The sequence below is a fragment of the Verrucomicrobiia bacterium genome (assembly GCA_035577545.1).
Taxonomy (GTDB): domain Bacteria; phylum Verrucomicrobiota; class Verrucomicrobiia; order Palsa-1439; family Palsa-1439; genus Palsa-1439.
Genome location: DATLVI010000044.1, coordinates 158,486 through 170,536 on the forward strand (window position 1 = coordinate 158,486; position 12,051 = coordinate 170,536).

13 protein-coding genes are annotated in these 12,051 nt (G+C 57.5%); all 13 read right to left on the bottom strand.

Annotated features, from left to right (window positions below; all coding sequences use genetic code 11):
- Positions 1-128: 128 nt before the first annotated feature.
- On the bottom strand, positions 129-896 hold the full coding sequence (locus VNL17_16545; protein ID HXI85689.1) for an ABC transporter permease: 768 nt from the start codon (positions 894-896) through the stop codon (positions 129-131).
- The gene (locus VNL17_16550) at positions 893-1,708 is read right to left on the bottom strand and encodes an ABC transporter ATP-binding protein (protein ID HXI85690.1); all 816 of its coding nucleotides are present in this window, start codon (positions 1,706-1,708) and stop codon (positions 893-895) included. Before VNL17_16550 ends, VNL17_16545 begins: the two co-directional genes overlap by 4 nt.
- Complete coding sequence (locus VNL17_16555) at positions 1,705-2,739, bottom strand: ABC transporter substrate-binding protein (protein HXI85691.1); 1,035 nt, start codon at positions 2,737-2,739, stop codon at positions 1,705-1,707. The genes VNL17_16550 and VNL17_16555 overlap by 4 nt, the downstream gene beginning before the upstream one ends.
- Complete coding sequence (locus VNL17_16560; GenBank protein HXI85692.1) at positions 2,736-3,212, bottom strand: Rrf2 family transcriptional regulator; 477 nt, start codon at positions 3,210-3,212, stop codon at positions 2,736-2,738. Before VNL17_16560 ends, VNL17_16555 begins: the two co-directional genes overlap by 4 nt.
- 62 nt (positions 3,213-3,274) lie before the next feature.
- On the bottom strand, positions 3,275-4,720 hold the full coding sequence (locus VNL17_16565) for a porin (GenBank protein ID HXI85693.1): 1,446 nt from the start codon (positions 4,718-4,720) through the stop codon (positions 3,275-3,277).
- A gap of 141 nt (positions 4,721-4,861) precedes the next feature.
- A complete protein-coding gene (gene add / locus VNL17_16570) occupies positions 4,862-5,854 on the bottom strand; it encodes an adenosine deaminase (GenBank protein ID HXI85694.1) in 993 nt (330 codons plus the stop codon).
- A gap of 12 nt (positions 5,855-5,866) precedes the next feature.
- Positions 5,867-6,739 (bottom strand): ABC transporter permease, encoded by an 873-nt coding sequence (locus VNL17_16575; GenBank protein HXI85695.1) that lies wholly within the window; start codon positions 6,737-6,739, stop codon positions 5,867-5,869.
- Positions 6,736-7,761 (bottom strand): ABC transporter permease, encoded by a 1,026-nt coding sequence (locus VNL17_16580; protein HXI85696.1) that lies wholly within the window; start codon positions 7,759-7,761, stop codon positions 6,736-6,738. The genes VNL17_16575 and VNL17_16580 overlap by 4 nt, the downstream gene beginning before the upstream one ends.
- Positions 7,758-9,293: an ABC transporter ATP-binding protein gene (locus VNL17_16585; protein ID HXI85697.1), complete on the bottom strand. Its 1,536-nt coding sequence runs from the start codon at positions 9,291-9,293 to the stop codon at positions 7,758-7,760. The genes VNL17_16580 and VNL17_16585 overlap by 4 nt, the downstream gene beginning before the upstream one ends.
- Positions 9,294-9,464: 171 nt before the next feature.
- The gene (locus tag VNL17_16590) at positions 9,465-9,848 is read right to left on the bottom strand and encodes a hypothetical protein (GenBank protein HXI85698.1); all 384 of its coding nucleotides are present in this window, start codon (positions 9,846-9,848) and stop codon (positions 9,465-9,467) included.
- A 51-nt stretch (positions 9,849-9,899) separates the two neighbouring features.
- Complete coding sequence (locus VNL17_16595; GenBank protein ID HXI85699.1) at positions 9,900-10,910, bottom strand: BMP family ABC transporter substrate-binding protein; 1,011 nt, start codon at positions 10,908-10,910, stop codon at positions 9,900-9,902.
- Positions 10,911-10,973: 63 nt separating this feature from the next.
- Positions 10,974-11,570 (bottom strand): CDP-diacylglycerol--glycerol-3-phosphate 3-phosphatidyltransferase, encoded by a 597-nt coding sequence (pgsA, locus tag VNL17_16600; GenBank protein ID HXI85700.1) that lies wholly within the window; start codon positions 11,568-11,570, stop codon positions 10,974-10,976.
- A 1-nt stretch (position 11,571) separates the two neighbouring features.
- On the bottom strand, positions 11,572-11,958 hold the full coding sequence (locus VNL17_16605; GenBank protein HXI85701.1) for an endonuclease domain-containing protein: 387 nt from the start codon (positions 11,956-11,958) through the stop codon (positions 11,572-11,574).
- Positions 11,959-12,051: the final 93 nt, after the last annotated feature.

The window sequence follows — 12,051 nt, forward strand, 5'->3', positions numbered from 1 at the left end:
TAGCAGGTTATCGGCCGAAGCAACATTCACTGTGGAACATCCGAAGAGGGGCCCGCGACTACTGGCCGGATTTTTCCGCCCTGTTCAAAACACACCAGCCGACCAAAACGGATTCTGCTTTTTTCCGTTCAGTCCTTCGCCGTTCCCCAGCGCCGGTAGAGAAACCGTTCCCAGGGCGAGAAGAGAATCTTGTCGGCGAGCACACCGATGACGATGATGACCAACATGATGCCGATGACCTGATCCATGGCCTGTAGTTCGCGTCCGGCTTGTAAAAGATAGCCCAGTCCGAATCCACTCAGAATCGTCACATAAATCTCTGCCGCCATCAGGGAGCGCCAGGCAAACGCCCAGCCCTGTTTCATGCCGCTGACGATGAACGGCAGCGAAGCGGGCACGATCACCTTGATCCACGTATGCAACCGCTTCGAGCCCATCGTGCGTGCCGCGCGCGCGTAAATCGGAGGTACCGTGCGGACACCGTTGTCCGTAGCGATCACCACAGACCACAACGTCCCCATGATGACGACGAACAGCATCGCTGCTTCCGTCTGTCCGAACCATAGCAATGCCAACGGTACCCAACATACACTTGGGAGTGTTTGGAATGCCAACGCGATGACGCCGAGGGTGTCTTCGCAAAATTTGAACCGTGCTGTCAACAAACCCAGCGGCAACCCAAACAGCAGCCCGAGTGCGTAGCCGATGAGCAACCGGCGAATGGTCACTACTGTGGCGCCAAGGAGTGTGCCATCCTGGAAGGCACCTACGAGATAGCTCGCCACGCTGAGAGGTGATGGCACCAACACTGGTGACCAGTACTTCATCCGTACAAGCGCCTCCCACACCCCAAGCAACAGTACGAAGAAAGCGATGACCACGAATGTCCGCCTCATCCCCCCACCTCGGCCAGCTCCGAATTCATGTGGCGCTTGAGGGCACTCCGGATCTCCGTTGAGTGTTTCGCGAGATCGACGCTGTTGATGTCACGCGGACGCGGCAAATCGATCTCGAACTGCTCTTGAATGCGCCCGGGATGCGGGGAGAACAACACGACGCGGTCCCCGAGGCAGGCGGCTTCACGGACGTTATGCGTGACGAACATGATGGTCTTCTTGCGTTCCTGCCAGATGCGCTGGATGTCCCCGTACAGTTGCTCGCGTGTGAGCGCGTCCAGGGCCGCGAACGGTTCGTCCATGAGCAGCACACGCGGGTTCGGCGCCAGCGCCCGCGCCAGCGCGACGCGCTGCTTCATGCCGCCAGACAGTTCGTGGATGCTGGCCGTCATGAACTTCTCCAGGCCCACAAGATGGAGATAATACTTCGCGACTTCACGGCGCTCTTTCCTCTTCAAATTCGGCTTCAGTTTCAGGCCGAATAGCACGTTATCCATGACGTCCAGCCACGGGAAGAGCGCCGACTCCTGGAACATCATCATGCGCTCGCGGCCCGGCCCCGGAATGGGTTTGCCGTCAGCCAGCACCTGTCCGCTGTCGGGAATTTCCAGGCCCGCGATGATATTGAGGAGCGTCGATTTGCCGCAACCCGAGGGACCCACCAGGCAGATGAACTCGCCTTCGCGGACGGTCAGCGAAACATTGTCGAGCGCGTGCACCTCGGCGCGGCGCGTCCGAAACCATTTCGACACGCCTTCCACCACCAGCTTTTCGGGCGGAGCGTTCTCCAACTCTTCCTGGATCACCATCATTTGACTTCGGCCTGCCCCTTTTCACGCAAGACTTCATTGAGCAGCTTGAGATCATAGATCCGCGACAAATCCGGATGCTCCTTCAGAAATCCGATGCGGTGCGCGTCTTCGGCGGATTTCAACAACGAGGCGCTGACCGGGTCATGAGTAATCTCCAACCGTTTCCACGCGCCGTCCAACGTTGCCTGCGGCAGTGCCTTCGTCGTCTCCGCCTTTATTTCCTCGTTGAGAATTCGTTTGGCTTCGTCAGGATGATCGTTGATCCATTTCGTCAACTCGACATGCGCGGCAATCCATTTCTTCAGCAGGTCGGGGCGTTCCTTGAGGAACTTCACGCTGCTTACGAGGTGCGTCGTGACGTATTTCCCACCCGTGTCCTTCCACAACGAACTCTCCTCCAGATAAACTTTTCCTTTGGCCTCCAATTCCAACCGGCTCACCCACGGCTCAACGGTCCACACGGCGTCCATCTCCCCTTTCTGAAAAAGTGAAAGCTGGTCGGGATTCGCGGTCGGGACAACAAAGGCGTCTCCGCCGGTCATCGTGATCCGTAATCCTTTTGACTGCAGCCACGCGCGGGCCGCCACGTCCTGGGTGTTGCCAAATTGCGGGGTGGCGACCTTCTTGCCTTTGAAATCCGCGTCCGTTTTGATGCGGCCATCCGGCTGCACGACGAGCGCCGCGCCACCACTGCAGGCGCCCGCGACAATGCGGATTTCTTCGCCCTGTGATTTCAGGTGGGCGTTGACAGCGGGATTGGGGCCGACGTACGTGAGATCAATGGAGCGCGCAAAAATCGCCTCCATCGCGCTCGGCCCGGCGTTGTAGACGAACCACTGCAATTCCACGCCCGGCCCGAGCCGCTCCTCAAACCATCCCTTTCCCGCACGGCTCAACCCATGCGCGATCATGGCCTGCGCGTGTGTCACGTTCGGGAAATGACCGACGCGCAGGACGATTTTCTCCGCGCGACACGCGTTGCCCGTGCCAAACGCCAGTAGAAGAAACAGTAGGGATTTCAAAGATTTCACTTCTTCGTCTCCAAAAATGGCAAAGGTACTTTGTCTCGCCGCATCTTGCGCAGGGTCACATCAACGGTGTCGGCCAACGTATACCGATCCAGGATGTCGGCAATCGCGTTGCGCACATCCACCATCAACAAGCGCAGTCCGCAATGGGCCTCATCAGGACAGGAACACGGATGATAGGCCGTCACGCTCGCGCAGGAAATTGGCGCCAGCGGCCCGTCGATCAGGCGCACAATCTCACCAATTGTGATCTTGTTCATCGGCTTCTTGAGGAAATACCCTCCGCCTTTGCCGCGTTTGCTTTCCAAATAACCGGCACGATTCAACTCGAGCAAGATGGCTTCGAGGAATTTGACCGGGATATTCTCTTTCTCCGCGAGTTGGCGGATTTGCAGCATTGGCCGTCCCAATTCCCGGGCAATACCGAGATTGATCAGCGACCGCAGGGCATACTCGCCTCGTTTGGAAACTCGCATGACGATCAAACTCTATTCGTTTACTAGAGAATTGCAACCTTCTTTTCCGGTAGCCTCCACGGTTAGAATGCGAACTGGATGCGTGAGAAAATGGTTCGCTCCGTCTCGCGGTTCTTAACGCTGTAAGCGCTTACCGTCGCCGTCCCTGCCCCGCCATCGAAGGCTGTTTGCTCATAATCGAGAACGAACTTGAGGTCCCTGTTCAGGTACCAATTGAGGCCGACGCCCCATTCGCGCGCTTCTTGCGCTGACGTGATCGGGCTGGCAAACCGCAGTCCGCCTGCTGTCGGGTCTCTATTGAAAGCAGACGGATCAAGGTGCAAATCGCCGTAGCGCGCAACCAACTCGAAAGCGCCCCACCCACCGTTCTTCAGATCGAACACATGGCGTGGAGTGACACCATTGTAAGTTGCGTCTTCGCCAGTAAGCACGAACGATCCCTCCACCTGCCATGCGCTGTTGCGCATATATCTGAGATCCGCTCCATTGCGAAGTTTCTGTTCAGCGATCACGTATTCGCCGAGGAACCCGACCGGCCCCCAGTAGTAATAGCCCTGGGGCGACAGGCGATACTCCAACCCGTCAGGAGCCGTTCCTTTGACGAACGAGAAGAATGTGTTTTGCCCGGTAGTTTTGTACACGGCCAGGTTCGTGGTCGTGCTGGTAAATTGCTGGTTCCCAATCGAACCGCCGGCACCGAAGCCAAGGCCTTTCAGCAGGTCAATATCCGTGGTCTTGAACGGCTGGATAAAAATGCGTGCCGCGCCATCTTTCGAGTCAAAGGAGTCCAAATCCCCGCTGGTTCCATCGGGCACTCCATTGAAGACGCCCGCAGCGTAGGTCACGGCTCCGCCAAACAAATCGCCGGACAATTGCGCCCCAACGTCACGTTGCGGCACCAGGTCCGTTGGCAAACCTCGCTCCGTAAACGATGTCCATGGATCCTGCTGCAACCATTCCAGGCCGACCGGCACCTTGTATTTGCCGACGCGAAGCTTCAGCCACGGCCAATAGCGCCATTCCACATAGGCGTCTTGAAGAATGCTCGACGAGGAGGCCCCGTTTCCAAAGTCCGGCATGATGCGGAAGTCAAAATCCCGGTATACCGTGCCTTCCAAAATGGGCCGAACCCGTCGCAATAGAAACGTGTCGACGCCGTTGTGGGCCTGGTCCGCGAGGTAAAACCGGCCGTCAGCCTGCGCGTAGCCGCGAAGACGCAATACAAAATTGCCATCTGCTGACTTCAACGCGAAACCGTCCGGCCCGGCGGAAACGATGGGTGAGTCCTTGGCCTTCTGCGCCGTTTGATCGGCTTTCTGCTGCGCCTGCTCCTGATCGAGTTCGCGCTGGCGCTTGAGCTCACGGATCTCCTGGTCCAGCGCGTCGATCCTCTGATCGATGGTGCTGGCTGGCGCCGTGTTGGTATCATCGGCGAACAGGCCTGTGCCGGTCGCCGCAGCGATTGCGACCGCTGCTATCAAACTGAGTCTTCGTTGACGATTATGCATGGCTCCTCTCTGTTACGATGTAAACCCTATCTATTTAGTAGACAATATAAGTCTACTGATATGATAGACTTTTACAAGTACTTTTTTAAGATTTTTTCCGTGAAACGTCGACCACGCCAACCTATTGGTACGCAATGTGATCTACACACCGGTGGCCAGCTCCCGCTTTACGGAGGGCTCCGCAAACGCGGCGTTGGCTGCATTGTTAAGCAACTCGCGGATCTGCGCGGGCGTCAACTTGTACTCGCGTGCGGCCAACTCAAATTCGTCTGTGAGCGTGATGTTGCTGATCGCCGGGTCGTCCGTATTGAGCGTCACCCGCAACTTCTCGTCGAAGAATTTTTTGAAAGGGTGTTTCGCGGCCGACAAAACGCTGCACGTCTGCAGATTGCTTGTCAGGCAAATCTCAAACACGGTGCCGTGGTCGCGTACCTGCTTGAGTAATTCCAAGTCTCTCTCCAACGCCACGCCATGGCCGATGCGAGTCGCACCGTGGTCGAAGACTGCTTCGCGAATGTTTTCAGCCTTCCCCCCTTCCCCCGCGTGGATGGTAATTGGGATCTCCAGTTTGCGCGCCAGCGCAAACGCCTCCGCGTGTGGCGCAGCCGGATAATGAAGTTCGTCGCCTGCGAGATCGATGCCGATAACACCCTGATGACGATACTTCTGCGCCAGCTCCACCACATCAACGTTCTGTCGCGGTGTAACCGACCGATAGCAGCACAGAATCAAGCCACAGCGAATGGCAAAGTCGCGCTGGCCGCGCCGCAGTCCCTCAAGCGCAGCGACAACCGCGTCTTCCATGGTGAATTTCTCATTGCACGCCAGCGCGGGAGCAAACCGCGTCTCGAAGTAGATCACGTTGTCGCGCGCACAATCTTCACACAATTCATAGGTGATGCGCTCCTGCGTAACGGCGTAGGGCAAAATTGGGTAGAGGATTTCAAAGCGTTTGAGGAAATCCGCCAGGCTGCGGCAATCGCGGTCGACCTGTACAAACTTCGCCAGTTCCTGTGGATCGTAGGTCGGCAGCTTGACCCCCAATTGATCCCCCAATTCCGCAATCGTCGGCACCCGGATCGCCCCGTCGAGATGCAGATGAAGATCAATCTTGGGTAATTGTTTGAAGTTCATTGAACCCAGGCATTACCCCTTTTGAAACGCCGTACCGAGGGCCTTCGGTGCGCGCGAGCGGCCCACGAATCCAGCCAGCACGAGGATCGTCACCAGGTATGGAAGAATCTGTATGAACTGGACGGGAATTGGTCGGTCGCCCCAGAGGGCCACGCCCTGGAGCCGGATCTGCACGGCGTCGGCAAAACCAAAGAGAAGACATGCGAGCGCGGTCGGCAACGGTTTCCATTTTCCAAAGATCAATGCCGCGAGTGCCATGAAACCGCGCCCGGCAGTCATGTCACGCGAGAAAGAAGAGGAGAGGAAAATGGAAAGCGAAGCGCCGCCCATTCCTGCCAGCGCGCCGCTCACCAATACCGCCGCCCAGCGGACGCGGTTGACGCGGATTCCCGCCGCCGCGAGCGCCTCGGGATGTTCACCGGCGAAACTCACCCACAGCCCGGTCGGTGTGTACTTCATCCAGAGAAAGCAGATTGCAACAAGCGCCCAGCTCAGGTAGAGCGGCGCGGATTGAAAACGTTCCGCAATCGGGATCGATGGCGTCGAGCCGGTCACGTCGTAAAGGATCTTGCAAAAAAACGGCGTCAACCCCATGGCCAGCATATTGATCGCCATCCCCGCCACGATCTGGTCGGCCCGCAGCCGAATCACAAAAAGCCCATAGATCGCGGCGAGCACAACACCCGCAGCCATTCCGCAGGCCGACCCGAGCCAGGGGGAATGGCTGACCAACGTCCCCACGGCGGCGCCGAGGGCCCCGATCAATAGCATGCCTTCGAGCGCGATATTGATCACGCCGGAACGCTCGCAAAACATGCCGCCGAGTGCGGCGAAAATCAGCGGTGTCGAAACGCGAAGAGTTGAGGCGACGAGTTGCCCGGTCATGCTTCCTCTCTCCTTTTCATCCAACTCCAGAGTCCTTCGGCGGAAACCGATAAAATAATTAAAGCCTGCAGGACGAGCGACAATTCGCGTGTCACGTGCTCGGTTTCGAGGTCCAAATCTGCCGCTCCTTTGTGCAGCGCGCCGAAGAGTAATGCGGCGGCGACCACTCCCACCGGCTGGTTTCGCCCCAACAGTGCCACGGCGATCCCGATGAATCCATACTCCGGTGAAAATCCGAGTCGGAATTTTCCCGCATTCCCCAACACCTCGCCCACGCCCACCAGCCCGGCCAGTCCACCGGCCACCGCCATGGCGATAATTCGGATCCTGCCCGGATTGATTCCGGCGGCGCGCGCCGCCGGCTCACTTTGTCCCACCGCGCGCATTTCATAACCCAGTACCGTTCGCCACAACAAAATCCACACGAGAACAGCCGCGAGGATCGCCAGCGGAAGCGCCATGCTCACTGGCGCGCCGCCAAAAATGCCAAACTGCTGAATCAAATATCCAGAGCCGATGGCCCGGGTTTCTGGATTCTGTGAGTCGGGATTCTTGAGGAGATAAAGTGTCACATAACTCGCGATCCCGGCCGCGATGAAATTGAGCATGATGGTATTGATGACTTCATGGCTGCCGCGCCGAGCCCGAAGCCAACCGGGAATCGCGCCCCAAACCGTCCCGGCAAGAATCGCCGCCACAGTAGCCAGCACCGGGGCGACGGGCCATGGCAACGCCGGCCACAGCGCGCCCACGGCCGCCGCCGCAAGAGCCCCAAGTGTCAGCTGTCCCTCAGCGCCGATGTTGAAGAGTCCGGCCTGGAACGGCACTGCGACCGCCAGGCCGGTAAGAATCAATGGCGTGGAATAGAACAACGTCATCCCAAAATCGTAGTTGGACCCAAACGCACTCTTCCAAAGAATTTGCAGGATATGCCACGGACTCTCGCCGGCGATTCGAGTGACTCCCAACCCCAAAGCGAGTCCGAGGGCCACGGCCAGAATAGGCTGAAGGATCTTTCTCATGATCCCGCCATCTTCAACCCGAGTTCGCGTTCGGAAACTTCACCGCGCTTGAACTCCGCAACGACCCGGCCTTCGTACATCACCAAAATGCGATCGGACAAGGTGAGAATATCATCGAGTTCAAAGGACACGAGCAGCACACCCGCCCCTTCGTCGCGCGCGCGAACAATTCGATTGTGGATGAACTCGATGGCGCCCACATCCACACCGCGCGTCGGCTGCGCCGCAATCAATACCTGCGGTTTTCGTTGAAATTCCCGCGCCACAATGAGCTTTTGCTGGTTTCCGCCGGAAAGTTTTCCCGCCGGCAGCGCTAGGTCCCGCGGGCGGACATCATACTCCTCGACGGCCTGCGCGGCTGCCTTCTGCAGGCTGGCTGAATTCAAGAACCCCGCGCGACTGAAAGCCGGACTTCTCTGCAAGCCCAACAGAAAATTCTCGCTCACAGGCCTCTCCAACAAAAGACCCTCTTGCTGACGATCCTCAGGAATGACAGCCACGCCCAGGTCGCGAATTTGCATGGCGGTACACGACGTCACATCTTCACCCAGAAATCTGACCGAACCGGACGTCCGGCAGCGTGGGTCGCGTGGATGAAGTATCGCCTGCAACAATTCCGATTGGCCGTTGCCTTCCACCCCGGCGATCCCCACGATTTCCCCGCGCTTCACGAAAAAGTCAACGTCCACAAGCTTGTGGCGACTTCCCGCCACGGTACCCGCCAGGCACAAGCCCGTCACTTCAATCGCCTTCTCCTCACGCGGGTGCGCGGGAGGAACATCGATGTTCAGAACTACTTTTCGCCCGACCATCAAATTCGCGAGTTCTTGAGGGTTGGTCTGGACGGTCGACAGTTCCCCTGTCACTTTGCCGGCGCGAAACACCGTTACCCGGTCCGTGAACGCCATCACTTCCTTGAGTTTGTGCGTGATGAGCAGAATCGTCTTCCCCTCATCGCGCAGCTTCTTCAAGTTACGAAAGAGGTCGTTCGTTTCCTGTGGGGTCAGCACCGCCGTAGGCTCATCCAAGATCAGAATCTGCGCGTCGCGATACAGCAACTTCAGGATCTCGATCCGTTGCTGGACACCTACAGGAAGCAACTCGATGGGCTCGTCCCACGGCACCACCAAACCGTACCGGCCTGCCAGCGCCTCTAATTGTGCATGCGCCGCCTTTCGGTCGATCATGACTCCCCAGCGCCGGGGCTCAGCGCCGAGCAGGATGTTATCGAGCGCGGAGTACGGACCCGCGAGCATGAAATGCTGATGCACCATGCCGATCCCCGCGGAAATGGCATCCGCGGGTGAACTCCAAGCGCACGGCTTTCCGTTGACGAAAATCTCTCCTGCATCCGGCGGAAAAATGCCGTAGAGCATCTTCATGGCTGTGGATTTGCCCGCCCCGTTCTCGCCGATCACGCCGTGGATGGTGCCCGGCTCAACCCGCAGATTCACCCCCGCGTTGGCTTGCACGCTGCCAAAATGTTTGGTCAGCCCGCGCAATTCCACGGCGGCGGTTGTGTTGGTCGCCATTACTGCCGCAGTGTCCGAATTTGAATCCAGAGAGTCAATGCTGCTGTCGGTACTTTTCGCCGACGACTTATGCTGCAGGGAAGTTGGAGGATGACTGCAAACAACCAATTATGCGGGACTGATCACTTTATTCCATAAAAAGCTAATGGTTCTTCTTAACGACTCTTGCGGCTACGACCCAGATGGCATCTCGCCTGTCGCCGCCTGAATAATCCTTCTTGCCGTTTCCCTAGCTGATTTATCCTGCTTCTCGGGGTTCAACATATCTATAAACAGTGCTCGCACTTCAGCAGGCTGAGTATCGATCTCCGCGCGCATTTCTTCGTCAATCATATCATTCATGTCGAACGCGAGGTGGCCCGGCGGTCGGGCCAAGATTTCCCTCGCTCCAAGTATTATGCCCAACTGGAGAACGTCGGCGCGCATGACAGGCACGGGTCCGAAAATACTCTTCGCAATCTCCGGATACGTTGTAAGGGCGCTCAGAATGCTACGGTCAGCAAGACGATTCTTCCAGAATGCCAGTTCGTGAGGATCTGTTTTGTCTCCAAACATAGCGCGACCTCGGCTCAGGAGGCGTCACTCCCATACAATCGCACATTTCACCTACTTCTTGTAGTAGTCGGGAACGACGATCTTGCCGGCGATGATCTCGGCTTTCAATTCATCGGCGCGCTTGCGGACGGATTCCGCGAGGATCTTCTCGTTGTATTGATCGATGGAATAATCGACGCCCTTGTCGGCCAGACCGAAACGTTTGGCGCCGGCGGTGAACTTGCCGGCCTTGGCCTCGGCGATGGTCGTGAAGACGGCCAGGTCCACCCGCTTGAGCATACTGGTCAGGATCACGCCGGGTTTGGTCCAGTCCTGGTTTGAGTCACAGCCGATGGCGAGCTTCTTCTTTTCCTCGGCGGCATCGAAGACCCCGAAGCCGGAGGCGCCCGCCGCGGCGAAGATGACGTCCACGCCGCCGTCGTATTGCACCATGGCCAGTTCTTTGCCTTTCGGCGGATTATTCCAGGCCGCACTGGTCACACCGCAGTAGTTGGCCGTCACGGTAGCCTGCGGGTTGATCTTTTTCGCACCCGCTTCATAACCCATTTCGAAGCGGCGAATCAGGGGTACATCCATTCCGCCGACGAAACCGACCTTTCCCGTCTTGCTGGTCAGGGCAGCGATGGCGCCAACGATATAAGCGCCTTCGTGCTCTTCAAAGAGAAGCGAGCGCACGTTGGGGGCGTTCACGTCGGCGTCCACGATGGCAAAATGTTTCTCGGGAAACTGCGCCGCGATCTTCTTGATCGCTTCCTTCTGCGCGAAACCGATGCCGATGATCAGGTCATAATCCTTTTGCGCGAAAGCGCGCAGCAACGGTTCGAAGGCATTGTCGTCGCTGGCTTCGACGTACTTGAGGGTAATCCCCTGCTCCTTCTTCGCCCTCATCGCCCCCTCATACGCCGAGGCGTTGAAAGATTTGTCATCCTTGCCGCCGCGATCGAGGACCAGCCCGACTTTGAAATCCGCAAAAGCTGATGGTAACGCAAACCCGAGCACCGCCATCCACAGGAGCGTTGTGCGCCCGCACTTCCTCAGACCTGCCTCAGGGAAAGTTCGCATGATTCCCTGTTGTAGGCTTAAAGGGCCGTGGGGTCAAGATACAGATGGCCCCTCGTCGACGCCTCACGCGGCCGGCGTCTTCTGCTCGTGCATACCGAGTTGTTTGACACCGTCGAAGATGTACCAGATGCCCGAGACGAGTGTGAAGAAACCGGCGGCGTACAGCGGCCATTCGAAGGACGGACGATCCACCCGCAGCAGCACCCAACCGAGAGTGATCATCTGGAAGAACGTGGCGCACTTGCCGACGATGCGCGGCCGCGCGGTCACGTGGCCGGCCAGCATATGGATCAACACCGTGCCGCCCAGCAGAATCACGTCACGACTAACGACGAGCACCGGAAGCCACAACGGCAGTTGGTCGAAGGGCGTGCCGTCCTTGAATCGGATGCTCAGGAGAATCAGGGCGGAGATCAGCAGCATCTTGTCCGCGAGTGGATCAAGGAACGTGCCCAGTTCGCTCTTCTGGTGATAACGGCGCGCGATATAGCCGTCCACGCCGTCGGAGATCGCGGCCACCGCGAAGACCGTAAAGGCCAGGACCCGCTCCCATTCGTGTTCCTGGTCCTTCTGGTAGTCACGGATGTAATCCAGCGCCAGCCACACGAAAATGGGGATCAACAGAATGCGCGCAATCGTGATTTTGTTCGGCAGCGTCATGTCAGGAAGGATTCTTTAGCAAATGTCTTCCCCTCTCCCCTTGAGGGAGAGGGTTAGGGTGAGGGGTGCAGTTTTCTAACGTCACGTAAATCACATTGAGCACACCTTCAAATTCATCAAACACTTGATTATTCCAAAATCGTAAAACCGTCACGCCTTCCTGTTTCAGATATTCATCCCGTTGCTCGTCTTGAATGATTCCTTTTGCCCCGCCGTGCTGTCCACCATCCAACTCAATGGCCAATTTTAATTCCGCGCAATAAAAATCCAGAATGTAAGGACCAAATGACTGTTGGCGACGAAACTTGGCTCCCAAAACCTGGCGGTTTCGCAGATGGGACCAAAGTTTCTTCTCAGCCTCTGTCGGATTGTGACGGAGAGCTTTCATTAACGATTTGTTCTGCGTTTTCAACGTCTCAACACCCCTCACCTTAATCCTCTCCCCCAAGGGGAGAGGAAATCACAATTCATTCTAATTCCG

What these genes read in the sequence shown, in the direction of transcription:
- add (HXI85694.1), bottom strand. Translation starts at nt 5,854, where the DNA reads ATGAACTTCAAACAATTACCCAAGATTGATCTTCATCTGCATCTCGAC.
- pgsA (HXI85700.1), bottom strand. Translation starts at nt 11,570, where the DNA reads ATGACGCTGCCGAACAAAATCACGATTGCGCGCATTCTGTTGATCCCC.
- VNL17_16545 (HXI85689.1), bottom strand. Translation starts at nt 896, where the DNA reads ATGAGGCGGACATTCGTGGTCATCGCTTTCTTCGTACTGTTGCTTGGG.
- VNL17_16580 (HXI85696.1), bottom strand. Translation starts at nt 7,761, where the DNA reads ATGAGAAAGATCCTTCAGCCTATTCTGGCCGTGGCCCTCGGACTCGCT.
- VNL17_16605 (HXI85701.1), bottom strand. Translation starts at nt 11,958, where the DNA reads ATGAAAGCTCTCCGTCACAATCCGACAGAGGCTGAGAAGAAACTTTGG.
- VNL17_16585 (HXI85697.1), bottom strand. Translation starts at nt 9,293, where the DNA reads ATGGCGACCAACACAACCGCCGCCGTGGAATTGCGCGGGCTGACCAAA.
- VNL17_16575 (HXI85695.1), bottom strand. Translation starts at nt 6,739, where the DNA reads ATGACCGGGCAACTCGTCGCCTCAACTCTTCGCGTTTCGACACCGCTG.
- VNL17_16565 (HXI85693.1), bottom strand. Translation starts at nt 4,720, where the DNA reads ATGCATAATCGTCAACGAAGACTCAGTTTGATAGCAGCGGTCGCAATC.
- VNL17_16590 (HXI85698.1), bottom strand. Translation starts at nt 9,848, where the DNA reads ATGTTTGGAGACAAAACAGATCCTCACGAACTGGCATTCTGGAAGAAT.
- VNL17_16595 (HXI85699.1), bottom strand. Translation starts at nt 10,910, where the DNA reads ATGCGAACTTTCCCTGAGGCAGGTCTGAGGAAGTGCGGGCGCACAACG.
- VNL17_16560 (HXI85692.1), bottom strand. Translation starts at nt 3,212, where the DNA reads ATGCGAGTTTCCAAACGAGGCGAGTATGCCCTGCGGTCGCTGATCAAT.
- VNL17_16550 (HXI85690.1), bottom strand. Translation starts at nt 1,708, where the DNA reads ATGATGGTGATCCAGGAAGAGTTGGAGAACGCTCCGCCCGAAAAGCTG.